This is a genomic window from Pseudomonas sp. E315, assembly GCF_055406205.1.
On sequence record NZ_JBUZPJ010000018.1, the window covers coordinates 43,459 to 69,618 of the forward strand.

Sequence of the window (26,160 nt, forward strand, 5' to 3'; positions counted from 1 at the left end):
TCCTGTCGCGCTAACGGAGGCTTCTTATGCAGATCTATAAAGTGGGCGGCGCGGTTCGCGACCGCTTACTGGGCAAACCCGTCACAGACATCGATTGGGTGGTGGTTGGCGCCACTGCCGAGCAGATGCTCGCCAAAGGATTTCGCCCGGTGGGTTCAGATTTCCCGGTATTTCTCCACCCAAAAACCGGTGAAGAATATGCGCTGGCACGCACCGAGCGCAAAAGTGGTCACGGCTATGGCGGCTTTGTGTTCCACGCCAGCCCTGACGTCACTCTTGAAGAAGACTTAATCCGACGCGACCTGACCATCAATGCGATGGCCGAAGATGATGCCGGCAATTTGACTGACCCCTACCAAGGCCAGCGCGATCTCGAAGCTCGTGTTTTACGCCACGTTTCACCCGCATTCGCCGAAGATCCACTCCGAGTGCTGCGTGTTGCCCGCTTCGCCGCGCGCTATGCCGGGCTAGGTTTCAGTGTCGCCCCCGAAACGCTAGAGCTGATGCGCCAACTGTCGCACTCGGGCGAGCTGAAAGCCCTGACCCCGGAGCGCTGCTGGAAAGAAATTTCCCGCGCACTGATGGAAGATTATCCGCAGGTATTTATTGAGGTATTGCGCAGCTGTGATGCGCTGCACGTACTACTGCCTGAAGTCGACGCCTTGTTTGGGGTGCCGCAACCTCCGGCTCACCACCCAGAAATCGACAGCGGCGTGCATACGCTGAGCGTACTTGAACAATCAGCATTACACGGGCAGCCACTGACCGTGCGCTGGGCTTGCCTGCTACACGATTTAGGCAAAGGACTTACACCTGAAAGCCAATGGCCAAGGCATATTGCCCACGAGCACAAAGGCCTGCGCCTGATCAAAGCCGTCAACGATCGCTACAAAGTGCCAAGAGACTGCCAAGAACTGGCCCTGCTGGTGGGCGAATACCACACACATGGTCATCGCGCACTGGAGCTCAAGGCGTCAACACTCTTGGAGTTACTGCAACGTTTTGACGTATACCGTCGACCGCAACGCTTTGAAGAGTTTGTCGTCGCGTGCGAGATGGACGCCAAAGGGCGTCTGGGGCTGGAAAACCGACCCTACCCGCAAGCTGACTACTTGCGAGGTGCCGCTTTGGCCGCTCAAGCGGTGGCTGTTCAACCTCTGCTTGAGCAAGGTTTTAAAGGCCCGGAGCTGGGCGAAGCCCTGAAGCGCGAACGACTCAAAGCTCTGCAAGCCTACAAGGATGCGGCCAAGCACTGACATCAAACGGCGGGAGCTGCCAAAGGCTGCGGTCTTTTGATCTTTAAACCTGAATAAGCAAAAGATCGCAGCCTTCAGCAGCCCTTAAGAGAGGACTCACGCAGTGTCTAGCTAGAAAGCATCTGCGCCGGCGTGAGTTGCTCACCTCGCCACTCAAACGCCGCCGGGGCGAGCACTTGGTCAATCTGCGCATCTGCCCACATTTGGCCGAGGGTCATACGCGTGCCTGGATGCACCTTGTCTGGAGCAATCAACGACAAAGGCCAAAGCACAAACGCGTTCTTGAGAATCTCGGCTCGCGGCAAGGTCAAGCCCTCGAAATTGCCGACCATATCGCTGTAAAAGAGCACATCAATATCCAGCGGCAAACCTTTGCGATCTTGGGCATAACGTCCGTTATCAGCTTCGATCAGCTTCAAACGCCGACTTAACTCGGCTAATGGCAAATCAGTTTTAGCTGACACCACCAAATTGAAAAAAGGCCCACTTTTGATGCCCACTGGCTGGCTTTCAAACACCGCCGAACACTTCATGTCCTGCAAAAAATCAGCAAGCGCGTCGAGCCCGGCACACAAATGCTTTTCGCGCTCGACATTGCTGCCCAGCCCCAAATAAACCTCTGTTAGCGGCATCCGCGCTCAATCTCCACGCCCACCCCTGTGGCCGCCGCAACGGCGCCGGGCTTGGTCAGCTTGAGATGCAACCAAGGAATATTGAATTCACTCATCAATACTTCAGCCAAACGCTCAGCAAAGGTTTCAACCAGTTGGAATTGAGCCTGCTCGGCGAATGCCTGAATGCGCGACGATACGCTCGCGTAATCCAGTGCCAATGTCAGATCATCTCCTGCGGCCGCTGGGCGGTTATCCCACGCAAAGCTCAGATCGAGCCGCAGGCATTGGCGGATGCCACGCTCCCAGTCATAAGCACCGATAACGGTGTCAACTTCCAGGCCTTCGATAAACACTCTGTCCAAGCACTCTTCTCCGCAGCACGACAAGGGCGCAATGCGCCGTTAGAATCAGGGCGTCCTCGCCCGGAATAGTTAGCATGTTTTGGTTACTGGCGATTCTCGCCTACCTGCTTGGCTCTCTGTCCTTCGCCATTTTGCTCAGCCGCCTGACCGGAAAACCCGATCCGCGAATGAGTGGCTCAGGCAATGCTGGCGCAACCAACATGTTGCGCCTTGCGGGCAAAAAGCTCGCCATCCTGACCCTGCTCGGCGATCTGTGCAAAGGCCTTTTGCCCGTCTTGCTGACCCAACAGCTCGCAGGCTCACTCCAGGAGCAAGCCTGGATTGGCGTGTGCGCGGTGGTCGGCCACATGTACCCGGTGTACTTTCGCTTTCGCGGTGGCAAAGGCGTCGCAACCGCTGCTGGTATGCTGCTGGGGCTTTACCCTCCCGCCGCATTGCTCGCCATTGCAGCATGGCTACTAACCTTTCAACTGACGCGCACCAGCTCACTGGCCGCGCTAATCGCCACACCGCTGACGCTGCCACTGCTTGCCTGGCAAGAGCCTGCTGCGTTGCTCCCCATGAGTGCACTAACCATGTTGATTGTGTGGCGTCATCGCGGCAATTTACGCGACCTGCTGGCCGGGCGCGAACGGCATTTTTGAATCAGCCGAGTGAACAACACTCACGTTCGCGCCACAAGCAACACCAACCCAAACCTTACAAGGGCTTGAGCTGCTCCATTGGCCAGCGTGCCTGCACGCTGATGGCCAAGCTTTCATGCTGCCCCGCCTGAAGGCGCTGGCAGCCTGCAAACGCAATCATTGCGCCGTTATCCGTGCAGAACTCCGGACGAGCGTAAAAAACATTGCCACCCATGTCGCCAAGCATTTTTTCCAGCGAGACACGCAGAGCTTTGTTCGCACTGACCCCGCCCGCTATCACCAAACGCTTCATGCCAGCGTGCTTTAGGGCGCGTTTGCATTTGATGGTCAAGGTCTCGACCACTGCCTGCTGAAACGCTAGAGAAATGTCACAGCGTGTTTGCTCACTGTCATCTCCGGCCGCTACACAACGCTGCCAAGTGTTCAGTGCAAAGGTTTTGAGCCCGCTGAAGCTGAACTCAAGGCCCGGGCGGTCTGTCATGGGCCGCGGGAATACAAAACGCCCCGCCACGCCTTGAGCCGCCAAACGAGCGATTTCCGGGCCACCCGGATAATTGAGCCCCATCATCTTAGCGGTCTTGTCAAACGCCTCGCCCGCAGCATCATCGAGCGTCTCGCCCAAAAGCTCGTATTGACCAATGCCATCAACACGAACCAACTGCGTATGGCCGCCTGACACCAACAAAGCGACGAACGGGAATTCAGGCGGTTGTTCCTCCAGCATAGGGGCCAACAAATGACCTTCCATGTGGTGCACGCCCAGCGCAGGAATACCCCAGGCAAAAGCCAGCGCCTGAGCACAAGAAGCCCCAACCAGAAGGGCTCCAACCAAACCCGGGCCCGCCGTGTAGGCAATTGCATCAATCTCGGTCGGTACGCAGTCAGCCTCGGCCAGCACCTGACGAATCAAGGGCAGCATGCGCTTGACGTGATCCCTTGAGGCCAGCTCCGGAACCACACCGCCATAAGCTCGGTGCAGGTCGATCTGACTGAACAGTGCGTCGGCCAAAAGCCCGCGTTCACTGTCGTATAGCGCGACGCCGGTTTCGTCGCAGGAGGTTTCTAATCCCAGTACTAGCATGGGTTTACGCCTTGTAGAGGCTAAATTCGAAGGCGCGCATAATAGTCGCCACTCCCGCCCCCGGCCAGCGGTTTTCGATCAGAGGCTTTGCATTCCGGGCGATGAGGGGTTAACATCCGCAACCCTTAAAAACCGACGTCTTCCAACGCGATTTTGCCTTGAGACGTTGACCCCGGTAATGAATGAAGGTAGCTCTGGATGCCAGCCGTCAAAGTAAAAGAGAACGAACCCTTCGACGTAGCTCTGCGTCGTTTCAAGCGCTCCTGCGAAAAAGCCGGTGTACTGGCTGAAGTTCGCAGCCGCGAATTTTACGAGAAGCCGACTTCTGAGCGTAAGCGTAAAGCAGCAGCTGCTGTTAAGCGTCACGCGAAGAAAGTTCAGCGCGAGCAGCGCCGCGCCGTTCGTCTGTACTAATACACAGACGTTCGTTGCAAGCTTCTGCCAAGCCCGGCCTAAAGCCGGGCCGTAGGCAGTTGCAGCAAGTTACATGCACTATCGTCAAGGCCGCAGACGCGACCGCGACAAAGCGCTACATCACGTCAGACCTGGCTTTAACAGCCAGCGGTGCACGTCTTTACTGACGAGCCTTACAAGGCTACCGACGAGCACACCTCTCTGATTTTCCCAAAGACGATCAGCCCAAGGCATTTCTCCTGTGCCTGCTTATGAGCTATCCGAGACCTACCACTGGTCGATGCCGGACTCAGAGCGCAACACCTATCGAATACATTCACACTGATTAAAAACGTTAGTCAGATGCGTTTCGACAGATACACTCCCCAAAAATTGATTGAGCAGACGTCACACGATCGAGCAGAGCATCCGCCTGCACGCCTTTATGACCAAGCCTCTCATGTGGGTTAATTTCTGCACCGTGATGACGAGAACGCCATGGCCGGGTTAATCCCCCAGAGCTTTATTGACGACCTTCTGAACCGTACCGATATCGTCGACGTCGTCAGCTCGCGCGTGCAAATGAAAAAAGCAGGCAAGAACTACACGGCTTGCTGCCCGTTCCACAAAGAGAAAACACCCTCTTTTAGCGTCAGCCCCGACAAACAGTTTTATTACTGCTTTGGTTGCGGCGCTGGGGGCAATGCCCTCGGGTTCATCATGGACCACGACAACCTGGATTTTCCTCAGGCTGTCGAAGAGCTGGCCAAAGCCGCCGGCATGGAAATCCCGCGAGAAGAAAGCGGCCGCCCACACAAGCCTCGGCAACCGACTGACTCGCCGCTGTACCCACTGCTAACAGCCGCCGCAGACTTTTATCGCCAAGCACTAAAAAGCCACCCCGCACGCAAAGCGGCGGTGGACTATTTGAAGGGTCGCGGCCTGACCGGAGAAATCGCTCGCGATTTTGGCCTGGGCTTCGCCCCGCCCGGCTGGGACAACCTTTACAAGCATTTGAGCAGCGACACGCTACAGCAAAAGGCCATGATCGACGCCGGACTGCTGGTCGAAAATGCCGAAACCGGCAAACGTTACGACCGCTTCCGCGACCGCGTCATGTTCCCGATTCGTGACAGCCGCGGCCGTATCATCGCCTTTGGCGGCCGAGTGCTGGGCGACGACAAGCCCAAATACCTGAACTCCCCGGAAACCCCTGTCTTCCACAAAGGCCAAGAGCTTTACGGGTTGTTTGAAGCACGCAAATTTAATCGCAGCCTCGATGAAATTATCGTTGTTGAAGGCTATATGGACGTCATCGCGCTGGCCCAACAAGGCTTACGCAATGCTGTCGCCACACTCGGCACCGCCACCAGCGAAGAGCACATGAAGCGCTTATTCCGCGTTGTGCCCAGCGTTTTGTTCTGTTTTGACGGCGACCAAGCGGGCCGTAATGCCGCCTGGCGAGCACTTGAAGCCACCCTGCCCTGCTTGCAGGATGGGCGCCGCGCCCGCTTTTTGTTTTTACCCGAAGGAGAAGACCCGGACACCCTGGTTCGCTCCGAAGGCACCGACGCTTTCAAGGCACGCATCAATCAGCACGCACAGCCGCTGGCTGATTACTTCTTCCAGCAATTGACCGAAGAGTCCGACCCGCGATCGTTGGAAGGCAAGGCCCACATGGCCACACTGGCGGCTCCGCTGATCGACAAAGTACCGGGCGCCAACCTGCGCGCTTTAATGCGTCAGCGATTGAGTGAAATAACCGGACTCAACAGCGAAGCGGTCAGCCAACTGGCTCAAAATGCGCCGGCACCCGCACAACCTGCCTACGACCCGGGTATTGATTACGATGCAATGCCTGACTACAGCGACTTCCAGCAGCCAGACATGTATCTGCCTCAACAGGAATGGACGCCGAAAAAGTCGGGCACTGGCGGCAAAAAGTGGGAAAACAAACCTTGGGACAAAAAAGGCAAGCGCGGCGCAGAGCGCGAGCAAGCCTGGATCCCGGTCGGGGTTGAGCCGCCCACACTGACGGCCCTGCGCACCCTATTGCACCACCCTCAACTCGCTAAAAAAGTTGAAGATGCCGAGCACTTTGCCGCAGAAGATCAGACCAATAACCAGCTATTGATTGCTCTGGTGGAAGCCGTACAGAAAAATCCTAAGCTAAGCTCTATACAGTTGTTGTCCCGCTGGCACGGCACCGAACAGGGCCGCTTGCTGCAAAGGCTGCTGGAAAAGGAATGGCTAATTGATGCCGACAACCTTGAACAACAGTTTTTCGACACCATAACTAGCTTGTCAGCTCGCCAACGCGAGCGAAAACTCGAACAACTTCTTCGAAAAGCACGTCAAGGCGAGCTAAGTAGCGAGGAGAAAAATCAGTTACTCGACCTTCTAGGTCGTAATAATCCCGCATCAAGCCCGACCTCAACTGGCGCGTGAGGTCATAGCTAAGGTATAATCCTCGGCTTGTTTTTTGCCCGCCAAGACCTTCAGTGGATAGGGTGTTATGTCCGGAAAAGCGCAACAGCAGTCTCGTATCAAAGAGTTGATCACCCTCGGCCGTGAGCAGAAGTATCTGACTTACGCAGAGGTCAACGACCACCTGCCCGAAGATATTTCAGATCCGGAGCAAGTGGAAGACATCATCCGCATGATTAATGACATGGGGATCCCCGTACACGAGAGTGCTCCGGATGCGGACGCCCTTATGTTGGCCGATGCTGACACCGACGAAGCCGCTGCTGAAGAAGCAGCGGCTGCGTTGGCGGCAGTAGAGACCGATATTGGTCGTACTACCGACCCTGTGCGCATGTATATGCGTGAAATGGGCACGGTAGAACTGCTGACACGTGAAGGCGAAATCGAAATCGCCAAGCGTATCGAAGAAGGCATCCGTGAAGTGATGGGCGCAATCGCGCACTTCCCTGGCACGGTTGACCATATTCTCTCCGAGTACACTCGCGTCACCACCGAAGGTGGCCGCCTGTCCGACGTCCTTAGCGGTTATATCGACCCGGACGATGGTATTGCGCCACCTGCAGCCGAAGTGCCGCCTCCTGTCGACGAAAAGGTGAAAGCCGAAGGCGACGAGGATGAGGACGAAAAGGAAGAGTCCACCGAGGAAGAGGAAGAGGTCGAAAGCGGCCCTGACCCGATCATCGCGGCTCAACGTTTTGGCGCCGTGTCCGACCAGATGGAAGTGGCACGCAAGGCACTGAAAAAGCACGGCCGTGGCAGCAAGCAAGCAATTGCTGAGCTGGTTGCACTGGCTGAGCTGTTCATGCCAATCAAGCTGGTCCCGAAGCAATTCGAAGGCCTGGTTGAACGTGTTCGCAGCGCTTTGGAGCGTCTTCGTGCGCAAGAACGCGCCATCATGCAGCTTTGTGTGCGTGATGCACGTATGCCGCGCACTGACTTCCTGCGCCTGTTCCCGGGCAACGAAGTTGACGAAAGCTGGAGCGACGCGCTGGCCAAAGGCAAAAGCAAATACGCTGAAGCCATTGGTCGCCTGCAACCGGACATCATCCGTTGCCAGCAAAAGCTGTCTGCACTTGAAGCCGAAACGGGCTTGAAGATTGCCGAGATCAAGGACATCAACCGTCGGATGTCGATCGGTGAGGCCAAAGCCCGCCGTGCGAAGAAAGAAATGGTTGAAGCCAACTTGCGTCTGGTTATCTCCATTGCCAAGAAGTACACCAACCGTGGCTTGCAATTCCTCGATCTGATCCAGGAAGGCAACATCGGCTTGATGAAAGCGGTAGACAAGTTTGAATACCGCCGCGGCTACAAATTCTCGACTTATGCCACCTGGTGGATCCGTCAGGCGATCACTCGCTCGATTGCCGACCAGGCCCGCACCATTCGTATTCCGGTGCACATGATCGAGACGATCAACAAGCTCAACCGTATTTCCCGTCAGATGTTGCAGGAAATGGGTCGCGAACCGACCCCGGAAGAGCTGGGCGAACGCATGGAAATGCCTGAGGACAAAATCCGTAAGGTATTGAAGATCGCTAAAGAGCCGATCTCCATGGAAACCCCAATCGGTGATGACGAAGACTCCCATTTGGGTGACTTCATCGAAGACTCGACTATGCAGTCGCCAATCGATGTAGCCACTGTTGAGAGCCTTAAAGAAGCGACACGCGACGTACTCGGCGGCCTCACAGCACGTGAAGCCAAAGTACTGCGCATGCGCTTCGGTATCGACATGAATACCGACCACACCCTTGAGGAGGTTGGTAAGCAGTTCGACGTTACCCGTGAGCGGATTCGTCAGATCGAAGCCAAAGCGCTACGCAAGTTGCGCCACCCGACGAGAAGCGAGCACCTGCGCTCCTTCCTCGACGAGTGATCACAAAACCCCCGGCCCTGCCGGGGGTTTTGCTTTAAGCCACACAATCTCCCGCCCTCTGTAGTAATCACTTGTGCCTTAGCCCGTCTACACTCGATTAATTCGAGAGTACTAAAGAGACGCGCATGTCACGATTGCTGGCCATCTTGTTAATGTCGCTTCTCGCTTGGAGCTCGGCCGCGCTCGCCCTCACATTTACTTCCGAAGAACAGCAATGGCTCAAAGATCATCCCGAACTCAAACTGGGCGTTGATGCCTCATGGCCACCTTTTGAGTTTAGAGACCAGCAAGGCCTCTACACCGGTCTCGCCGCAGACTATGTGCAACTGATCAAAAACCGTTTGGGCATCTCTATAAAACCTGTCGAGCCCTATGGCTGGGCAAATGTGCTGGAGATGGCTGAAAAGAACCAAATAGAGTGGCTCCCGGGCATCATGTCGACCCCTGAGCGACAAAAAACCCTGGCCTTTACTCGCCCCTACCTCGACTTCCCTATCGTCATACTCGCCCACAAAGGCGGGGCGGCCCCAAGAAACATGAATGATCTATACGGCCTGAAGATAGCCGTAGTTGAAGATTATTCGCCCCATGAACTGCTGCGCTCGCAACATCCCGACCTAAACCTGGTGCCTCTGCCCAATGTCAGCTCAGCGCTGCAAGCACTGGCCACCGATCAAGTGGATGCAATGGTCGGCGACCTTGCATCCAGTGTATGGAGCCTGCGCCAACTCAAGCTCAATGGCCTTTATGTCAGCGGTGAAACGCCCTATCGCTACCAACTGGCAATGGCCGTTCCCAAAGATCAAATCGTTCTGCTTGGCCTGCTCGACAAAGTGCTCGCCAGCATGACGCCCGGTGAAACCGCTGCCATCCAAGAGCGCTGGATGGGCAATTTAGTCGATATGCAAACGCTATGGCGCACCCTGCTGCTCTATGTGTTGCCCGGCATTGCGCTGCTGATTGCCATTCTGGCCATTGTCATTCGCATCAATCGCCGACTGCGCTCCGAGATTTCCCGACGGGTCGCCCTCGAACAAGCACTGCGCAGCAGTGAATATCGCTACAGAGGGTTGATTGAAAGCCTTTCTGCCGTAGCCTGGGAAGCAAACCCGGAGGATTACACCTACACCTTTGTCTCGCCTCAGGCCCAATCCTTACTCGGCTATCCTCTGGCGCTCTGGCTAACGCCGGGGTTCTGGTACAGCATCTTGCATCCTGACGACCGGGAATGGGCCAAGGCTCAAAGCGCCCAAAAAGTACTGACCGGGCGCGACTACAGCATGGATTACAGGGTAAAAACCTCTGACGGCAAAACCCTGTGGCTACGCGACATAATCAGCATCACCACCCATCACCAACAGCCGGTATTACGGGGCCTGCTGATCAATATCAGCGAAGCAAAAGAGACCGAAGAAGCCCTGCGCCTTTCTGAAGAAAAGTTCGCAAAAGCCTTTCATGCCTCACCTGACGGCCTTTTATTGAGCCGACAAAGTGACGGCCTGTTAATCGAGGTAAACGAGGGCTTCAGCCGTATCACGGGTTACGACAGCGCTGACTCTCTCTATCGCTCAACCCTTGACCTGAACCTGTGGGCAGATCGCCAACAACGAACAGAGTTATTAGCCCTGCTAAAACTTCACGGCTTTGTGCGCGACTTTAGATGCAAAATCCAACATAAAAACGGCAGGCTTCGGCTCTGCGAAGTGTCGAGTAGGCCCCTGATGATCGGCAGCGACAGCTGCATGTTAACCATCGCCCGCGACATTACTGATCGTCAGCAGATGCACGAGAAACTGCTGCAAACAGCCACTGTCTTTGAAAGCACCGCCGAAGGGATTTTGTTCACGGACACACGGCAAAGAATTACTGCCGTTAACCGCGCCTTTAGCGAAATAACCGGCTACAGCGAAAGTGAGACCCTCGGCCAAACCCCACGCCTTTTATCTTCAGGGCAGCATGACAGCGCTTTCTACGCGGCCATGTGGCATCAATTAACAAGCGAAGGGCACTGGCAAGGCGAGATCTATAACAAACGTAAAAACGGGCAGTTTTATCCCAGCTGGATGAACATCAACGCTGTGCGCAACAGCGAAAACCTCGTCACTCACTTTGTTGCCGTATTTGCCGATATTTCCAGCCTGAAACAGGCTCAGGCACGTCTCGACTATCAAGCTCACCACGACCCATTGACCGGTTTGCCCAATCGCTTGCTGTTTGAAAATCGACTGCAACAGGTTCTGTCAGATCAAGACAGTAATTTCCAACACGGCGCCGTTGTGTTTCTGGATCTTGATCGCTTCAAAAACATCAATGACAGCCTGGGGCATCCCGTCGGCGACCTCTTGCTCAAAGGCATTGCGACACGCCTCAAAGACCAACTGCGCGATCTCGACACCGTCGCCCGTCTAGGGGGTGATGAGTTCATCATCCTACTGCCCGGGCTCCATCACCCTGGGGATGCCGAGCTGATTGCCGACAAACTGCTGGCGTGTTTCAACGCCCCCTTTGCGGCGGGTGAACACGAGTTATTCATTAGCGCCAGCATCGGGTTCAGCATTTACCCAGAAGACGGCGACGATGTGGCCTCGTTAGTCAAACACGCCGACGCCGCTATGTACCGCTCCAAACTCAAAGGCCGTAACCGCGTCGAACGCTACACCCGCGACCTCACCTCCCAGGCCAGCCAGCGCGTGCTGCTCGAACAAGAATTACGACGCGCCCTTGAGCGCAACGAGCTTTCGTTGTTTTACCAACCACAAATCAGCCTGCACGATCTGCGGCTTGTGGGGGCAGAGGCTTTGATTCGTTGGAAGCACCCAACATTGGGAGAAATCCCCCCCGAGCGGTTCATCCCGCTGGCCGAAGAGAACGGCATGATCATCCAGATTGGTGACTGGGTACTGGAGCGCGCCTGCCTGCAACTCAATAGCTGGAACCAGACCTACGAGCCTTTCGGCCACGTCTCAGTCAACTTGGCGGGCGTGCAACTGCGCCAACCAACATTGCTGAGCCGCATCCAGCAACTGCTAAAAAACAACCAACTCAAACCCGGCTGCTTACAGCTGGAGATCACCGAAAACTTCATCATGAGCCAAGCAGAAGAAGCGCTCGCAGTCTTGCATCAACTCAAAGTACTTGGCGTGCAACTGGCTATCGACGATTTCGGTACCGGCTACTCGTCCCTGAGTTACCTCAAACGCTTACCGCTGGACACACTGAAAATCGACCAATCGTTCATACGCGGCCTACCCGACGACCCGCACGATGCCGCAATCGTGCGCGCCATTGTCGCGCTAGGGCGCAGCATGCAATTCACCATCATTGCCGAAGGTGTCGAAACCCAAGCCCAGCAGGATTTCTTGACTGACGAAGGCTGCGAACAAATACAGGGCTACATCGTCAGCGTGCCTTTATCGGCAGAAGAATTCGCCGCAACCTTTCTTCGCATCTCTATTTCGGACTTTTCGGATAGCACTGCCGAGAAACCATCGTTATAATCCGCGACTTACTGAGGGCCTATAGCTCAGTTGGTTAGAGCAGGGGACTCATAATCCCTTGGTCGTAGGTTCGAGTCCTACTGGGCCCACCAAACTCAAAGCCGCGCACTGCGCGGCTTTTGTGTATCTGGAGTCTTCCTTTGTCTGATACCCGCTCGTGCGCACTGGATGAAATTGACCGTCAATTAATTGCGGCCTTGCAGCTCAATGCCCGTGAAAGCGTCGCGATGCTGGCACGTCAGTTGGGGATTGCACGCACCACCGTGACATCGCGGCTAGCACGACTGGAAAAAAACGGGGTCATCACCGGTTATGGCGTTCGTCTGGGCCAGCGCCTGATTGAGGGTGGTTTGCAGGCTTACGTGGGGATCACCGTGCAACCACGCTCCGGCAAAGAAGTGGTACGGCGCTTGAGTGCGATGGCCCAAGTACAGCAACTGTGCGCGGTCAGCGGCGAATTCGATTACGTAGCTTGGCTGCGCAGCGACTCCCCCGAGCAGCTAGACCAATTGCTTGATCAAATCGGCAGCGTCGAAGGGGTCGAGAAAACCACAACGTCGATCATCCTCAGCAGCAAAGTCGATCGTGGATAAGTCATTTCGACCGCAAACTTCGTCATATCGACCAAACAAAAGCCATAACGACGACACTTTGCGTCTTATTAACGTGCTCTGCGCTCCCTATCATGGTGCCTGTCTTTTCCTATACTCAGCGTTAAACGCGGGTCGCCAGCAAGGTCAGCCATGAACAAGAATAATCGCCACCCAGTTGATGGGAAAAAACCGGTCACTATCTTCGGCCCAGACTTCCCCTTTGCCTTTGATGACTGGATCGAACATCCGGCCGGATTGGGCAGCATTCCCGCCCATAAGCAGGGTGCCGAAGTGGCGATTGTCGGCGCAGGCATGGCCGGTATGGTGGCCGCTTATGAGCTGATGAAGTTAGGCCTCAAACCTGTGGTGTATGAAGCCTCAAAAATGGGTGGCCGTTTGCGCTCCCAAGCCTTTGAAGGCAGCGAAGGGGTAATTGCCGAGCTGGGCGGCATGCGTTTCCCAGTCTCTTCAACGGCGTTTTACCACTACGTTGACAAACTGGGCCTCGAAACAAAGCCCTTTCCCAACCCGCTAACACCCGCCTCTGGCAGCACCGTTATCGACCTTGAAGGTCAGACCTTCTACGCACAAAAACTGGCTGACTTGCCGGCCTTGTTTCAGGAAGTGGCCGACGCTTGGGCTGATGCGCTGGAAGAAGGCTCGCGCTTTGGCGATATTCAGCAGGCCATACGTGATCGCGACGTCCCGCGCCTCAAAGAACTCTGGAACACACTGGTTCCGCTGTGGGACGACCGCACGTTCTATGACTTCGTCGCAACGTCCAAAGCCTTTGCCAAACTGTCTTTTCAGCACCGCGAGGTGTTTGGTCAGGTCGGCTTTGGCACGGGCGGCTGGGATTCGGACTTCCCGAACTCAATGCTCGAGATTTTTCGCGTGGTGATGACCAACTGCGATGACCATCAACACTTGGTGGTGGGTGGCGTTGAGCAAGTGCCGCTGGGCATCTGGCGTCATGCGCCCGAGCGCTGCGCTCACTGGCCAGTTGGCACTAGCCTCAGCTCACTGCACCACGGGGCGCCACGCACAGGGGTCAAGAGTATTTGCCGTGCAGCAGATGGCCAGTTTTCGGTCACCGACAACCTTGGCGTAACACGCCCTTATGAGGCCGTGCTGGTCACTTGCCAAAGCTGGCTGCTGACCACGCAAATTGAATGCGAAGAGTCGCTGTTTTCACAAAAGGTGTGGATGGCACTGGACCGTACACGCTACATGCAATCATCCAAAACCTTCGTCATGGTTGATCGCCCGTTCTGGAAAGACAAAGACCCCGAGACCGGCCGCGACCTGATGAGCATGACGCTCACCGATCGCCTGACCCGTGGCACTTACCTTTTCGACAATGGCGATGACAAGCCGGGAGTGATTTGTCTGTCGTACTCATGGATGAGCGATGCGCTGAAAATGCTTCCGCACCCTGTTGAAAAGCGCGTCAAATTGGCACTCGACTCACTGAAGAAAATCTACCCAAAAGTGGATATTGCCAGCCGTATCATTGGCGACCCCATCACCATCTCGTGGGAGTCCGACCCGCATTTCCTCGGCGCCTTCAAGGGCGCACTGCCAGGGCACTATCGCTACAACCAGCGAATGTACGCGCACTTTATGCAGCAAGACTTGCCCAGCGAGCAACGTGGGATTTTTATCGCTGGCGATGATGTGTCATGGACACCTGCCTGGGTTGAGGGCGCAGTGCAAACCTCATTGAATGCGGTTTGGGGCATCATGACCCACTTTGGCGGCAGCACCCACGCCAGCAACCCAGGCCCGGGCGATGTGTTTCATGAGATCGGCCCGATAGCTCTGCCCGATTGACCTCGCCCCCACAGGAGCCTCACATGCGCGTCGCCCTTTACCAATGCCAGCCCCTACCACTGGACGTTGCGGGTAATCTGCAACGCCTGCAAACCATTGCCTTGCAGGCCAAAGACGTGGACGTGCTGGTGTTGCCCGAGATGTTTCTCACGGGCTACAACATCGGTGCACAGGCTGTTGCTGAACTTGCTCAAGCGCAAGACGGCGATGCAGCACAACAGGTCGCCGAGCTGGCTAAAACCTGCAAGACGGCCATTGTTTACGGCTACCCCGAGCGCAGTGCAGACGGGCAGATTTACAACAGCGTGCAACTGATCGACGCCCAAGGCCAACGCCTGCTCAACTACCGCAAAACCCACCTGTTTGGCGAGCTTGATCACAACATGTTCAGCGCCGGGGCTGACGCGTTCCACGTCGTCGAACTCAATGGCTGGAAACTCGGCCTGTTGATTTGCTACGACCTTGAGTTCCCCGAAAATACTCGACGCCTGGCCTTGGCCGGTGCCGAGTTAATCCTGGTGCCCACAGCCAATATGGCGCCCTACGACTTTGTGGCTGAAGTGACCGTACGCAGCCGAGCCTTTGAAAACCAATGCTACGTGGCCTACGCCAACTATTGTGGCCACGAAGGCGACATCCACTACTGCGGCAAAAGCAGCATCGCCGCCCCCAACGGCCAGCAAGTCGCATTGGCTGAGCAACATGAAGCCTTGATTGCTGCGACGGTTAAGCACTCGCTATTGGCCGAGGCCAAGGCCGGGAATCATTATCTGAATGACAGACGGCCCGAACTTTACCGTGAGCTGAGCAAGCGCTAAACGCCCGGAATCCGCTAGCATGTGCACATCTCTGTTCCGGAAGTGCCCATGCCTGCGCTGACCCCCCCTCACATCCAACGTCTGACCCTCAACAATGGGCTGACTCTCTCACTGCGACACACGTCGCACCTCAAGCGCTGCGCGGCCTATTTGCGGGTTAATGCGGGCAGTCATGATGTGCCTGCGGCGTGGCCGGGGCTGGCGCACTTTTTAGAGCATTTGCTGTTTCTGGGGACTGAGCGCTTCCCGGCCCAAGACAATTTGATGGCCTACGTGCAGCGCCACGGCGGTCAAGTGAACGCTCACACCAGCGAGCGTCATACCGACTTCTTTTTTGAGCTGCCCCCCGTCGCGTTTGAAGGAGGCCTGGAGCGCTTGTGCGACATGCTGGCGCATCCACGCCTGAGCATTGATGACCAGTTGCGCGAGCGCGAAGTGCTGCATGCCGAATTTATTGCTTGGGCCCGCGAGCCTTCCGCTCAGCGCGAAAGAGCATTGTTTGAACCGCTTAACCCGGCCCATGCACTGCGCGCGTTTCATGCAGGCAACCGCTACAGCTTGCCCGTCCCGCGGTCGAGCTTTCAGCAGGCGTTGCAGAGCTTTTATCAGCAGTTCTATCAGACCGGGCAAATGAGTTTGAGCCTGGTTGGCCCGCTTCCCATGCCAGAGCTCAAGGCACTCGCCGAACGCAATGTCGCTGTCATTCGCCAAGGCCCGCCAGTGCCTCAAACCAGCCCTCTTGCGCTGATGGTCAACGCCCAAACGCACTATCAGCAGGCAGACCCACAGCACCTGAACCTCGTATTTACGTTTGAGCAGCTACCGCTGGCGTACTCGGCGGCGCTGAAATTTTTGTGCCACTGGCTCAACGCCGACAAACCCGGCAGTCTGCTTGCTCAGCTTCGTCAACAACAGTTGATCAGCCGCCTGGAGGCGTCGGTGCTGTATGCGTTTAATGGCCAAGCCCTGCTGCAAGTTGAGGTGTGTGCCCCCACTGGCGGCGCATTAGACGCACTGCACATTCGCGAAACATTCGACAGCTGGTTGGCGTTTTTCAGCGCCCAACACGATTGGTCAGCCCTGCGCCACGAGTTCCACTTGCTGCAACAACGTCAGCAACAGGTCAGCCCTGCACTGACGCTAGCCCGCCGTGATTGCGAGCAAGAAGCAGCTGAGCTGTCCGACGACGGCGTAATTGCCCTGAAGGCGATACTCAAGCAAATGCAGCCCACTGCGCCGCAAGCTTCACAACACACTTGGCGAATGCCGACACCCAATCCGTTTTTGCAGCCTGCAGTAGAGCCGGTCAGCGCGGGCCTGATTCGAGGCCAAACCAGCGCACACCGAGGCCTGCGTACTTTTGCTCAAGACCGCCTGCGCCACCGCCGCGCCGATGTGTCGGCCATGAAATTCAGCACAGAGATCCCCAGCCAGAGCGGCGAAGCCGCGCTTTACCTGCGCTGGCGCCTGGCAGCTATACCCTTGACGAACCCTCAGCCACTGCTCGAAACCCGCTTGCAATCACTGCGGGCCGATGCGCTAGAAGCCGGTGTCGAACTGTCGTTTAACGCCATGTTCAAAGACTGGGTGCTGAAAATGCGGGGCTACCATGAGCCGATGCCGGCCATTTTGGAGCAGGCTTTACGGTTGCTGAGCGCTCCGCTGACTGAGCCGATCGACAGCCCAACTGACGAAGAACTGATGCCTATTCGTCAACTACTTAAGCAACTGTCTGTCTTTTGTGTGCCGCCCACTTTGTCATTGCTTTTTGCGAGTCCCGAAGACATCAGCCTTAAGCAGTGCTGGGCGCAATCATTATGGGACGGGCTGGGCGTCAGCCTGCCCGCGGCCACGCAAGCCTCCATCACCGGCCTGCTCAGCAAAGTGCCGGGCAAGCCCGAAGCGCCCATCTCGCTCAATGGCCATACGCTCAGCCACTGGCACACCTTGCCTTGCACCACAGGCGAACACGCCTTGGTGATGTTTTGCCCGCTGCCTGAGGTAAACATCGCCAACGACGCGACTTGGCGTCTGCTTGCCCACATTGCCAAAACCCCTTTCTACCAACGCCTGCGGGTTGAGCAACAACTGGGCTACGCCGTGTTTAGCGGCCTGCATCAGGTCAACGGTCAGACCGGCCTACTTTTCGGCGTGCAATCACCTCACGCTTGTGCAGCTGATATTTACGACCACATTCAAGGGTTTCTTGGTGATTTGCCGAATTTGATTTCATCACTGGATGAAACTTCCTTCACGCAGTTACGTGCAGCGCTGGCGCAACAGTTTTCAAGCGACGCTCTCAGCGTAGCGCAAGCCAGCGAACTGCTGTGGCAAGCCAAGTTGGCCGGCCACACGTCGGATTACCTGCAAACCCTCTACAACACGCTTATGACGGTCGATCAAGACACTACACTCAAAGCGGCGCAGCGCATCACCCAGCCCGAATGCAGTTGGCTGTGCATCGCCACCGACGAGCAAACTGAAACGTTTTATCTCGGGAGAAGCTGATCATTACCTACGGCGCAATGAGCTTTCTTAAACATTGAACGCTCAAAAGGGGACATTTTTAGTAACATAGCTGCCTAAGTATTTGAACGCCCCATCAACCTACTGAAGGAGTCACCTTATGTCGTGGACTAAACCTGCTTACACCGATCTGCGTATTGGCTTTGAAGTCACCATGTACTTCGCAAGCCGTTGATCTGCACGATCCATTGAGCAGAGCAACCCAACGCCTCGGTTCGCCGGGGCGTTTTTATTTTTAGATTTGCAAGAGAACACGCCATGTTTGTCCAGATTCTAGGTTCCGCCGCTGGCGGGGGTTTCCCGCAGTGGAACTGTAACTGCGTCAACTGCGCGGGTTTTCGTGATGGCAGCTTGCGGGCGACTGCTCGCACACAGTCTTCGATAGCGATTTCAGACGACGGTGTGAACTGGGTGCTGTGCAACACCTCGCCCGACATCCGCGCTCAGTTACAAAGTTTTGCGCCGATGCAGCCGGGCCGTGCGCTGCGAGATACCGGGATCAGCGCCATCATCTTGATGGACAGCCAGATCGACCACACCACGGGCCTGCTTAGCCTGCGTGAAGGTTGCCCGCACGATGTGTGGTGTACCGACATGGTGCATGAAGACCTGAGCACTGGCTTCCCGCTGTTCACCATGCTCAAGCACTGGAATGGCGGCCTGAACTGGCACCGCATCGAGCTGGAAGGCTCGTTCACCATCCCGGCCTGCCCTAATTTGCGTTTCAGCCCGCTGCCATTGCGCAGTGCCGCGCCGCCGTATTCGCCGCACCGCTTCGACCCGCATCCCGGTGACAACATCGGCCTGATCGTTGAAGACCTGCGCACCGGCGGCAAACTGTTCTATGCGCCAGGGCTGGGTAAGGTCGATGCGCCCTTGCTGGAGATCATGGCCAGCAGCGACTGCCTGTTAGTAGACGGCACAATGTGGGACGACGACGAAATGCAGCGCCGCGGTGTGGGGACTCGCACGGGGCGTGAAATGGGGCATCTGGCCCAAAACGGCCCAGGCGGCATGCTCGAAGTACTTGAGCAACTGCCCGAACAACGCAAAGTACTGATCCACATTAACAACACCAACCCGATCCTCGACGAAGACTCTGCTGAGCGTGCCGAACTGGCCCGTCGAGGCGTTGAAGTCGCGTTTGATGGCATGAGCATTGAGCTTTAAACCCCTTATTTGTTAGGAGGCACCATGACCCAAGCCCCTCTCTGCACCGCGCAATTCGAAGCCGCATTACGTGCCAAAGGTGCGTATTACCACATCTATCACCCGTATCAGGTGGCGATGTATGAAGGCCGCGCGACCCGCGAGCAGATTCAAGGCTGGGTCGCCAATCGCTTCTACTATCAGGTCAATATCCCGCTCAAGGACGCCGCGATTCTGGCCAATTGCCCAGACCGTGAAGTGCGACGCGAGTGGATTCAGCGCCTGCTTGACCACGACGGCGCGCCGGGCGAAGACGGCGGTATCGAAGCGTGGCTGCGTTTGGGCCAAGCCGTGGGGTTAGACCCCGACCAGTTGCGCTCTCAAGAGTTGGTATTGCCGGGTGTGCGCTTTGCCGTGGATGCCTACGTTAACTTCGCCCGCCGTGCCTCGTGGGAAGAAGCCGCCAGCAGTTCGTTGACCGAGATGTTTGCGCCGCAAATCCACCAATCGCGTCTGGACAGCTGGCCCCAGCATTACCCGTGGATCGACCCGGCCGGTTACGAATACTTTCGCACGCGTCTGGGCCAGGCCCGTCGCGACGTAGAGCACGGGCTGGCCATCACCTTGCAGCACTACACCACCTACGAAGGCCAACAGCGGATGCTGGAGATTCTTCAGTTCAAACTGGACATTCTTTGGAGCATGCTCGATGCCATGACGATGGCTTACGAGCTGGATCGCCCGCCCTACCACAGCGTGACCGACCAACGCGTCTGGCATAAAGGAATCACCCTATGAGCTTCGACCGCAGCAGAACCCCAATCTGGCGCACCGGCTACCGCTTTCAATACGAGCCGGCGCAAAAAGGCCATGTGCTGCTCTACCCCGAAGGCATGATCAAACTCAATGACAGCGCGGCCCTGATCGGTGGCTTGATTGATGGCCAACGTGATGTGGCGGCCATCATTGGCGAACTGGATAAACAGTTCCCCGGCGTACCTGAGCTGGGTGACGATATCGAGCAATTTATGGAGGTCGCGCGTGCAGAGCACTGGATCGAACTTGCCTGACAGCCCGATGCCGTTGCCGCCTAAACCTGAGGTCGGCCTGCCGCTGTGGCTGCTGGCCGAGCTGACGTATCGCTGCCCGCTGCAATGCCCGTATTGCTCTAATCCGCTGGACTTTGCTCAGCAGGGTAAAGAGCTGAGCACCGAGCAGTGGATCAAGGTGTTTCGCGAGGCGCGGGAAATGGGCGCGGCACAGCTGGGGTTCTCGGGGGGTGAGCCTCTTGTGCGCCAGGACTTGGCCGAGCTGATCGCCGAAGCCCGCAAACTGGGCTTTTACACCAATCTGATTACCTCAGGCATCGGGCTCACAGAGCAAAAGATCAGCGACTTCAAAAAGGCGGGGCTCGATCACATCCAGATCAGCTTCCAGGCCAGCGACGAACAAGTGAATAACTTGCTGGCGGGTTCCAAAAAAGCCTTCGCACAAAAGCTCGAAATGGCCCGAGCTGTTAAGGCCCACGGCTACCCGATGGTGCTGAACTTTGTCACCCATCGGCACAACATCGACAAAATCGACCGCATCATCGAGCTGTGCATTGCCCTTGAGGCCGACTTTGTTGAGCTGGCAACCTGCCAGTTTTACGGCTGGGCGCAGCTCAATCGGGTCGGGCTGCTGCCCACCAAAGAACAACTGATACGCGCCGAACGCGTCACCAACGAATACCGCGCCAAGCTGGAAGCCGAAGGCCATCCCTGCAAGCTGATTTTCGTCACCCCCGACTATTACGAAGAGCGCCCAAAAGCCTGCATGAACGGCTGGGGCAGCATCTTTTTGACTGTCACCCCGGACGGCACGGCGCTGCCGTGTCATGGTGCACGGCAAATGCCGGTCGAGTTTCCAAACGTGCGCGACCACAGCATGCAGCACATCTGGTACGACTCGTTTGGCTTCAACCGGTTTCGCGGCTACGACTGGATGCCCGAGCCTTGCCGCTCCTGCGACGAAAAAGAAAAGGACTTTGGCGGCTGCCGATGCCAAGCCTTCATGCTCACGGGGGACGCCAGTAATGCAGACCCGGTATGTAGCAAATCGCCACAACACGACTTGATTCTCAAGGCGCGCGAAGAAGCCGAGCACGCCACCCTGACCATCGAACAACTGGCCTTCCGAAATGAACGAAACTCACGTCTCATCGCCAAAGGCTGAACCGTTCAGCGCTGCGCTCGCCGTGGCCGCGGGGGTCGACTTTGCAGAGCTGCGCATCAGCCCATTGGGCCTGTTCTGGAATGAGTTCCGCCCGCAGGATGCCGCTTGTCGCCTCTGGCACTGGCGCGACGGCCAACCTCATTGCCTCACGCCTGCAGGTTTTAGCGTGCGCAGCCGCGTGTATGAATATGGCGGCGGCAGTTTCTGCTTGAACGATGATGGCGTGGTGTTCGTCAATGAGTCGGACCAGCAACTGTATCGGCAAGCGCTGCACACCAACGCGCCGCAAGCGCTCACCCAAGGCACATGCCGTTACGGCGATGTGCAATGTGCTGACGGGCATGTGCTCGCCGTTGAAGAGGACGCTCATCAACATCGACTGGTCAGCATCAACCTGCACAGCCTCGAACGTCAGGTGCTGGCCCAAGGCGCCGACTTCTATGCTGCTCCCACGCTAAGCCCCAATAGCCAACGCTTGGCCTGGATCGAGTGGAGTCGGCCGCACCAACCGTGGACCTGCACCCGTTTGATGCTGGCTGAACGCCAAGCCGATGGTCGCTGGAGTGCTGCGCGCTGTGTGGCCGGGGAGCACGCCGAAGAGTCCCTGCAACAACCGCGCTTTGACCAACACAATCGCCTGTATTGCCTGACCGATCGCGCAGGCTTTTGGCAGCCTTGGGGCGAATGCCACGAAGGCTTGGCCGCCCTGCCCAGTGCGGCAGCCGATCATGCACCCGCACCTTGGCAATTGGGTGGCAGCACTTGGCTGCCGCTGGGTGAAAACGGGTATTTGGCTAGCTGGACGCAGGAGGGTTTCGGACGCCTGGGCCTGCGCACCGCTGACGGCGCACTTGAGGAGTTCACGGGCAATTACAGCCGTTTTCGAAGCTTGGCACTGGATGATGAGTTCATTTATTGCATTGCTGCCTCGCCCGTCAGCCCAAGTGCCGTGATTGCTATCAACCGCCGCGACCATCAGGTCAAGGTCTTGGCAGGTGGTTTTGCGCCGTTGCCACCCGAGCAAATCAGCCGCCCACAAACGCTGCGCTACCCTTCTGGCGACGGTGAGGCTTACGGCTTTTTCTATCCGACGATGCACGGTGAAATCAAACCGCCATTGGTGGTCTTTATCCACGGCGGGCCGACGTCAGCCTGCTACCCGATGCTCGACCCGCGCATCCAATACTGGACGCAGCGTGGATTTGCCGTGGCGGACCTTAACTACCGCGGCAGCAGCGGTTATGGCCGCGAGTATCGTCAGGCGCTGCACTTGAAATGGGGCGAGGTGGATGTCGAAGACGCTTGTGCGGTCGTGAGTTACCTGGCAGCACAAGGGCTAATCGATGGTGAAAATGCCTTTATTCGTGGAGGCAGCGCGGGGGGGTACACCACCTTGTGCGCACTGGCGTTCAACACGGTATTTAGGGCGGGCGCCAGTCTGTATGGCGTCAGCGACCCCGTTGCACTGGCCCGCGCCACTCACAAATTTGAAGGGGATTACCTCGACTGGCTGATCGGCGACCCGTTACAGGACGCCGAACGCTACGCAGCCCGCACGCCATTGCTGCACGCCAGCCAGATCCGCGTGCCGGTGATCTTCTTTCAGGGCGAACTGGATGCCGTGGTGGTGCCACAACAAACCCGCGACATGCTCAAAGCCCTGCAAGACAACGGCATCCCGGCACAGGCGCATTACTACCCCGACGAACGCCACGGCTTTCGCAAAGCCAGCAACCAGATACATGCGCTGGAGCAGGAGTGGCGGTTCTATCGGGAAGTCATGCAAACCTTGTAGGTGCTGGCGTTAGCGCTTGGCGATGATGTAAACCGCGTGCACGATCCCCGGAATATAGCCGCACAAAGTCAGCAAGATATTCAGCCAAAATGCGCCAGCAAAACCCACCTGCATAAATACCCCTAGCGGCGGTAACAGAATGGCAAAGATGATTTTAATCAGATCCACAAGCTCAGCTCCCAAATGATGGTGGGCTCAAGTGAGCCCTACTCCTAATCGACTCTGGCTCAGGAGCAAAGGTTCAGCCGTCACTTATCCACAGGCAAAAAAAACGCCCCGTGCCGAACGAAACAGGCACAGGGCGACGCGTTATACCGCGAGACGGTTCTTTAAATTCTGTGTGACACGTCGTTTGGAGTTAGGCACCCACCCCACGACGGCACTGCAACTGGGCTGTACGCACCCGCGCAAACGCGCGAGCTAGACGCAGCAGCATTTCATCGATGTTGCCTTTACTGACGCACAACGCTGGGGTAAAGCGCAGGCAGTTGGGTTGCGGTGCACTGATCAGCAGGCCTTCGTACAACGCCGCTTTAACCACTTCAGCCGCCGAGTCGTCCGACAAGGTCAGCCCCCAAAACAACCCTTGGCCACGCAACTCACCCTGTGCATAACTATTGGCCAACCGGCCCAAGCCCTCGCGCAGGTGTTGCCCTGCGTCGCGAACGTGTTGCAAAAACCCTTTTTCCAACACCGTATCAAGCACCGCCACACCGGCCGCCGTCATCAGTGCATTGCCATGATGAGTACCGCCCAGCTCACCCGGCTCAAAGCAACAGGCTTGGCCTCGCGCCAGCAACGCAGCGAGCGGCACACCTCCACCCAAGCCTTTGCCCAAGGTGATGATGTCAGCGCGAACGCCGTAGTTCTGCTCTGCTAGCAAGGTGCCACAACGCCCGATGCCGGTTTGGACTTCATCCAGAATCAGCAAAATACCCAGCTCGCGGCACAACCGCTCCACACCCTTGAGGTAGTGCTCAGTGGCGGGAATCACTCCCGCATCGCTCTGCACAGGCTCCAGCATGATGGCCACGGTTTGCTCATCAACCGCTGCATGCAGCGCTGGCAAATCGTTAAACGGCACATTGATAAAGCCCGGCATCTGAGGCTCAAATCGGTTATCAAAGGTGCCACTGCCCGAAGCAGACATCGCCCCAAAACTGCGACCGTGACAGCTGTGGGTCGCAGTAATAATTCGATGGGCGCCGCCGCGATGCAGTTGGCCCCATTTACGCGCCAATTTGATCGCGCCTTCGTTGGCCTCAGCCCCGGTGTTCAAAAAATGCACCTGATCGCTGCCCGTGCTGTGGCACAGGCGCTCGGCCAGGGTCAGCATGGCGCGGTTATGAAAACCCGCCCCCGGGTTTATCAGCGACTGAGCCTGATCGGCCATCGCTTTTACCAACACTGCGGGGCTGTGGCCCAAGCTGTTCACTGCACCACCTTGGGTGAAATCCAAGTACGCGCGGCTGTCGCTGTCCCACATCCACGAACCCTGCCCTCGTACAAACACCTGGGCCGCACGCTCAACGCTGGGCATCAAGCATGCCTGGGACGAGTGACTACTCTCTGGAGGCGGCACAGTTTCAGCCACTCGTTGTTGAGAACTGGAGTGTTGGCGACGCAGGTTAAACAGGTTCATGCACGCAGACCTTGGGACCCTAAGCAGACTCGATTTGCAACCCGTCTTTTTTGCTGGCGGCCTTAAAACCTCTATCGGATTTTTAGCCTTGCCTATGCAAAACACTTCAATGACTGGGCTACTTATCTGGCTCCGCGGCTCGATGAGCCTTGTGGAATGGGCGTAGACTAGGCGTCTGCGGCCGTTTGAGCCATTTCGTTTTTTAAGCAATTTCGATAAGTAATACTTATGGATTTTAAGCAACTGCGTTATTTCGTCGCGGTGTATGAAGAAGGCCATGTGGGCCGTGCCGCCGAGCGTCTGTCTATCTCACAACCCGCGCTGTCACAACAGATCCGCCAACTTGAGCACAACCTTGATGTGAGCCTGTTCGAGCGCAGCAGCAAACGCCTGCTACCAACCTTGGCTGCGCATACGCTGTACAACCACGCGCTACCACTTTTAGATGGTTTGCAGCGGGCCAAAGAGGCGCTGCGCAACTTTCAAGGGCAGGCGCTTCGCACTATCGCCATTGGTGTGTTGCAAACCGTACACACCAGCTTGGTGCCTCAGATGCTTGAGCGCGTGCGTCAGGCTCAGCCGCACTTGGTGGTGCAAATTTACGAACTGACGGGGCTTGAGATCGAGCGGCGCTTGCTCAATGGCTCACTCGACATTGGCATCAGCTACCTGCCGCCTCGCCAACCCGGTCTGCACGGAATGCTGCTGTACGAAGATGAACTGCAATTGGTCATCCCCGCAGATCATCCTTTGCGCGAATTTAAGAAGGTCTCACTCAGCCAAGCGGCGGAACTGCCAATGCTGTTGTTGGGGGAAGAGTTTCAAATACGCCAGATCTGGCAGTCCCAACTCGCCAACTTGGGTCGCCGCCCGCAGGTGCAGGCCGAACTCAATACCATGGCCGGGATTCTCGACAGTTTGCCGCACACCAAGCTGGCCACGGTGCTGCCTGGTCGCTCACGCCATGAACACGACAATCAAGCCCTGCTCTGGAAACCATTGAGTGAACCGAGAGTACCGCTGAAAGTAGGTTTGGTGTGCCGTGATGTGCAACGTCAGCAAGCCACTTTGGGGCTGCTGCGCACCTTGCTGGAGGACGTGATGCACCACGAGGAAGTCGCTTTGTAGCGTTCAGCGCAAGCGAGGGTAAGTACGTGCAAACACGCCAGTTCCTACAAAACTGAAGACTTTTATTGCGCACAAAAAAGAAAACCCCGCCGAAGCGGGGTTTTGCAGACTGTTTCCCTGACATCCTTTTCACTCCACCATCCTGGCAGAATCCTACGTGTCCCTGTTGTTGCTTTGAGCTTCCTGCTCTACGTCCATGTGAGTAGATTACGCATGGATCCAATCCTGCGATATGGGCGAATGTCAGTACGC

General features: G+C 56.7%; 22 protein-coding genes and 1 tRNA gene. 18 read left to right on the forward strand and 5 right to left on the reverse strand.

Annotation, left to right across the window (positions count from 1 at the left end; all coding sequences use genetic code 11):
* The first annotated feature begins 26 nt into the window (after nucleotides 1-26).
* The gene (locus ACZRJQ_RS20200) at nucleotides 27-1,256 is read left to right on the forward strand and encodes a multifunctional CCA addition/repair protein (RefSeq protein WP_463980073.1); all 1,230 of its coding nucleotides are present in this window, start codon (nucleotides 27-29) and stop codon (nucleotides 1,254-1,256) included.
* Between the two features lie 107 nt (nucleotides 1,257-1,363).
* On the opposite strand, the gene folK is transcribed toward ACZRJQ_RS20200, so the two are convergent.
* Together folK and folB are read right to left on the reverse strand one after the other, a co-directional pair.
* Complete coding sequence (gene folK, locus ACZRJQ_RS20205; RefSeq protein ID WP_463980074.1) at nucleotides 1,364-1,888, reverse strand: 2-amino-4-hydroxy-6-hydroxymethyldihydropteridine diphosphokinase; 525 nt, start codon at nucleotides 1,886-1,888, stop codon at nucleotides 1,364-1,366.
* The gene (gene folB / locus ACZRJQ_RS20210) at nucleotides 1,879-2,232 is read right to left on the reverse strand and encodes a dihydroneopterin aldolase (RefSeq protein WP_095031104.1); all 354 of its coding nucleotides are present in this window, start codon (nucleotides 2,230-2,232) and stop codon (nucleotides 1,879-1,881) included. The genes folK and folB overlap by 10 nt, the downstream gene beginning before the upstream one ends.
* Before the next feature lie 74 nt (nucleotides 2,233-2,306).
* Between folB and plsY the strand changes: the two genes are divergently transcribed.
* Nucleotides 2,307-2,876, forward strand: a complete 570-nt coding sequence (gene plsY / locus ACZRJQ_RS20215; RefSeq protein WP_463980075.1) for a glycerol-3-phosphate 1-O-acyltransferase PlsY — start codon at nucleotides 2,307-2,309, stop codon at nucleotides 2,874-2,876.
* Between the two features lie 55 nt (nucleotides 2,877-2,931).
* On the opposite strand, the gene tsaD is transcribed toward plsY, so the two are convergent.
* Nucleotides 2,932-3,957 carry a tRNA (adenosine(37)-N6)-threonylcarbamoyltransferase complex transferase subunit TsaD gene (gene tsaD, locus ACZRJQ_RS20220; RefSeq protein WP_463980076.1) on the reverse strand — a complete coding sequence of 342 codons (1,026 nt, stop codon included), beginning with the start codon at nucleotides 3,955-3,957 and terminating at the stop codon, nucleotides 2,932-2,934.
* Nucleotides 3,958-4,155: 198 nt separating this feature from the next.
* On the opposite strand from tsaD, the gene rpsU reads away from it, so the two are divergent.
* The 15 genes from rpsU (at nucleotide 4,156) to ACZRJQ_RS20295 (ending at nucleotide 23,138) form a co-directional block, all read left to right on the forward strand.
* Nucleotides 4,156-4,371 (forward strand): 30S ribosomal protein S21, encoded by a 216-nt coding sequence (gene rpsU, locus ACZRJQ_RS20225; RefSeq protein WP_002551877.1) that lies wholly within the window; start codon nucleotides 4,156-4,158, stop codon nucleotides 4,369-4,371.
* 477 nt (nucleotides 4,372-4,848) lie between these two features.
* Nucleotides 4,849-6,798, forward strand: a complete 1,950-nt coding sequence (dnaG, locus tag ACZRJQ_RS20230) for a DNA primase (RefSeq protein WP_463980077.1) — start codon at nucleotides 4,849-4,851, stop codon at nucleotides 6,796-6,798.
* Nucleotides 6,799-6,865: 67 nt separating this feature from the next.
* Nucleotides 6,866-8,713 carry an RNA polymerase sigma factor RpoD gene (gene rpoD / locus ACZRJQ_RS20235; RefSeq protein WP_463980078.1) on the forward strand — a complete coding sequence of 616 codons (1,848 nt, stop codon included), beginning with the start codon at nucleotides 6,866-6,868 and terminating at the stop codon, nucleotides 8,711-8,713.
* A 125-nt stretch (nucleotides 8,714-8,838) separates the two neighbouring features.
* Nucleotides 8,839-12,210 carry a bifunctional diguanylate cyclase/phosphodiesterase gene (locus ACZRJQ_RS20240; RefSeq protein ID WP_463980079.1) on the forward strand — a complete coding sequence of 1,124 codons (3,372 nt, stop codon included), beginning with the start codon at nucleotides 8,839-8,841 and terminating at the stop codon, nucleotides 12,208-12,210.
* Nucleotides 12,211-12,225: 15 nt separating this feature from the next.
* Nucleotides 12,226-12,302: transfer RNA gene (locus tag ACZRJQ_RS20245), tRNA-Ile, on the forward strand.
* Nucleotides 12,303-12,350: 48 nt separating this feature from the next.
* A complete protein-coding gene (locus ACZRJQ_RS20250) occupies nucleotides 12,351-12,803 on the forward strand; it encodes an Lrp/AsnC family transcriptional regulator (RefSeq protein ID WP_463980080.1) in 453 nt (150 codons plus the stop codon).
* Nucleotides 12,804-12,953: 150 nt separating this feature from the next.
* Nucleotides 12,954-14,636, forward strand: coding sequence for a flavin monoamine oxidase family protein (locus ACZRJQ_RS20255; protein WP_463980081.1), 1,683 nt, complete (start codon nucleotides 12,954-12,956; stop codon nucleotides 14,634-14,636).
* Between the two features lie 23 nt (nucleotides 14,637-14,659).
* Nucleotides 14,660-15,454: a carbon-nitrogen hydrolase family protein gene (locus ACZRJQ_RS20260; RefSeq protein ID WP_463980082.1), complete on the forward strand. Its 795-nt coding sequence runs from the start codon at nucleotides 14,660-14,662 to the stop codon at nucleotides 15,452-15,454.
* A 48-nt stretch (nucleotides 15,455-15,502) separates the two neighbouring features.
* Nucleotides 15,503-17,962, forward strand: coding sequence for a pyrroloquinoline quinone biosynthesis protein PqqF (gene pqqF, locus ACZRJQ_RS20265; protein WP_463980083.1), 2,460 nt, complete (start codon nucleotides 15,503-15,505; stop codon nucleotides 17,960-17,962).
* Nucleotides 17,963-18,080: 118 nt separating this feature from the next.
* Nucleotides 18,081-18,155: a pyrroloquinoline quinone precursor peptide PqqA gene (pqqA, locus tag ACZRJQ_RS20270; RefSeq protein ID WP_003422658.1), complete on the forward strand. Its 75-nt coding sequence runs from the start codon at nucleotides 18,081-18,083 to the stop codon at nucleotides 18,153-18,155.
* Nucleotides 18,156-18,238: 83 nt separating this feature from the next.
* A complete protein-coding gene (pqqB, locus tag ACZRJQ_RS20275; protein ID WP_463980084.1) occupies nucleotides 18,239-19,150 on the forward strand; it encodes a pyrroloquinoline quinone biosynthesis protein PqqB in 912 nt (303 codons plus the stop codon).
* Nucleotides 19,151-19,174: 24 nt separating this feature from the next.
* Nucleotides 19,175-19,927, forward strand: a complete 753-nt coding sequence (pqqC, locus tag ACZRJQ_RS20280) for a pyrroloquinoline-quinone synthase PqqC (protein WP_463980085.1) — start codon at nucleotides 19,175-19,177, stop codon at nucleotides 19,925-19,927.
* Entirely contained in the window at nucleotides 19,924-20,199 is a 276-nt protein-coding gene (gene pqqD / locus ACZRJQ_RS20285; protein WP_463980086.1) for a pyrroloquinoline quinone biosynthesis peptide chaperone PqqD, read from the forward strand. The genes pqqC and pqqD overlap by 4 nt, the downstream gene beginning before the upstream one ends.
* A gap of 7 nt (nucleotides 20,200-20,206) precedes the next feature.
* Entirely contained in the window at nucleotides 20,207-21,343 is a 1,137-nt protein-coding gene (gene pqqE, locus ACZRJQ_RS20290) for a pyrroloquinoline quinone biosynthesis protein PqqE (RefSeq protein WP_463980106.1), read from the forward strand.
* Complete coding sequence (locus ACZRJQ_RS20295) at nucleotides 21,309-23,138, forward strand: alpha/beta hydrolase family protein (protein WP_463980087.1); 1,830 nt, start codon at nucleotides 21,309-21,311, stop codon at nucleotides 23,136-23,138. The genes pqqE and ACZRJQ_RS20295 overlap by 35 nt, the downstream gene beginning before the upstream one ends.
* A gap of 9 nt (nucleotides 23,139-23,147) precedes the next feature.
* Here ACZRJQ_RS20295 and ACZRJQ_RS20300 read toward each other — a convergent pair whose 3' ends face one another.
* Together ACZRJQ_RS20300 and ACZRJQ_RS20305 are read right to left on the reverse strand one after the other, a co-directional pair.
* Entirely contained in the window at nucleotides 23,148-23,306 is a 159-nt protein-coding gene (locus ACZRJQ_RS20300) for a YqaE/Pmp3 family membrane protein (protein ID WP_463980088.1), read from the reverse strand.
* Nucleotides 23,307-23,496: 190 nt separating this feature from the next.
* The gene (locus ACZRJQ_RS20305; RefSeq protein WP_463980089.1) at nucleotides 23,497-24,780 is read right to left on the reverse strand and encodes an aspartate aminotransferase family protein; all 1,284 of its coding nucleotides are present in this window, start codon (nucleotides 24,778-24,780) and stop codon (nucleotides 23,497-23,499) included.
* 228 nt (nucleotides 24,781-25,008) lie between these two features.
* On the opposite strand from ACZRJQ_RS20305, the gene ACZRJQ_RS20310 reads away from it, so the two are divergent.
* A complete protein-coding gene (locus ACZRJQ_RS20310; RefSeq protein ID WP_463980090.1) occupies nucleotides 25,009-25,908 on the forward strand; it encodes a LysR family transcriptional regulator in 900 nt (299 codons plus the stop codon).
* The last annotated feature ends 252 nt before the right edge of the window (nucleotides 25,909-26,160 follow it).

Bases quoted from the DNA above. Each gene is read 5' to 3' on its own strand.
- ACZRJQ_RS20260 (WP_463980082.1), top strand. From the start codon at position 14,660: ATGCGCGTCGCCCTTTACCAATGCCAGCCCCTACCACTGGACGTTGCG.
- tsaD (WP_463980076.1), bottom strand. From the start codon at position 3,957: ATGCTAGTACTGGGATTAGAAACCTCCTGCGACGAAACCGGCGTCGCG.
- dnaG (WP_463980077.1), top strand. From the start codon at position 4,849: ATGGCCGGGTTAATCCCCCAGAGCTTTATTGACGACCTTCTGAACCGT.
- ACZRJQ_RS20200 (WP_463980073.1), top strand. From the start codon at position 27: ATGCAGATCTATAAAGTGGGCGGCGCGGTTCGCGACCGCTTACTGGGC.
- ACZRJQ_RS20240 (WP_463980079.1), top strand. From the start codon at position 8,839: ATGTCACGATTGCTGGCCATCTTGTTAATGTCGCTTCTCGCTTGGAGC.
- ACZRJQ_RS20295 (WP_463980087.1), top strand. From the start codon at position 21,309: ATGAACGAAACTCACGTCTCATCGCCAAAGGCTGAACCGTTCAGCGCT.
- rpsU (WP_002551877.1), top strand. From the start codon at position 4,156: ATGCCAGCCGTCAAAGTAAAAGAGAACGAACCCTTCGACGTAGCTCTG.
- ACZRJQ_RS20305 (WP_463980089.1), bottom strand. From the start codon at position 24,780: ATGAACCTGTTTAACCTGCGTCGCCAACACTCCAGTTCTCAACAACGA.
- pqqB (WP_463980084.1), top strand. From the start codon at position 18,239: ATGTTTGTCCAGATTCTAGGTTCCGCCGCTGGCGGGGGTTTCCCGCAG.
- pqqF (WP_463980083.1), top strand. From the start codon at position 15,503: ATGCCTGCGCTGACCCCCCCTCACATCCAACGTCTGACCCTCAACAAT.
- pqqC (WP_463980085.1), top strand. From the start codon at position 19,175: ATGACCCAAGCCCCTCTCTGCACCGCGCAATTCGAAGCCGCATTACGT.
- ACZRJQ_RS20255 (WP_463980081.1), top strand. From the start codon at position 12,954: ATGAACAAGAATAATCGCCACCCAGTTGATGGGAAAAAACCGGTCACT.
- pqqD (WP_463980086.1), top strand. From the start codon at position 19,924: ATGAGCTTCGACCGCAGCAGAACCCCAATCTGGCGCACCGGCTACCGC.
- folK (WP_463980074.1), bottom strand. From the start codon at position 1,888: ATGCCGCTAACAGAGGTTTATTTGGGGCTGGGCAGCAATGTCGAGCGC.
- rpoD (WP_463980078.1), top strand. From the start codon at position 6,866: ATGTCCGGAAAAGCGCAACAGCAGTCTCGTATCAAAGAGTTGATCACC.
- ACZRJQ_RS20310 (WP_463980090.1), top strand. From the start codon at position 25,009: ATGGATTTTAAGCAACTGCGTTATTTCGTCGCGGTGTATGAAGAAGGC.
- pqqE (WP_463980106.1), top strand. From the start codon at position 20,207: ATGCCGTTGCCGCCTAAACCTGAGGTCGGCCTGCCGCTGTGGCTGCTG.
- plsY (WP_463980075.1), top strand. From the start codon at position 2,307: ATGTTTTGGTTACTGGCGATTCTCGCCTACCTGCTTGGCTCTCTGTCC.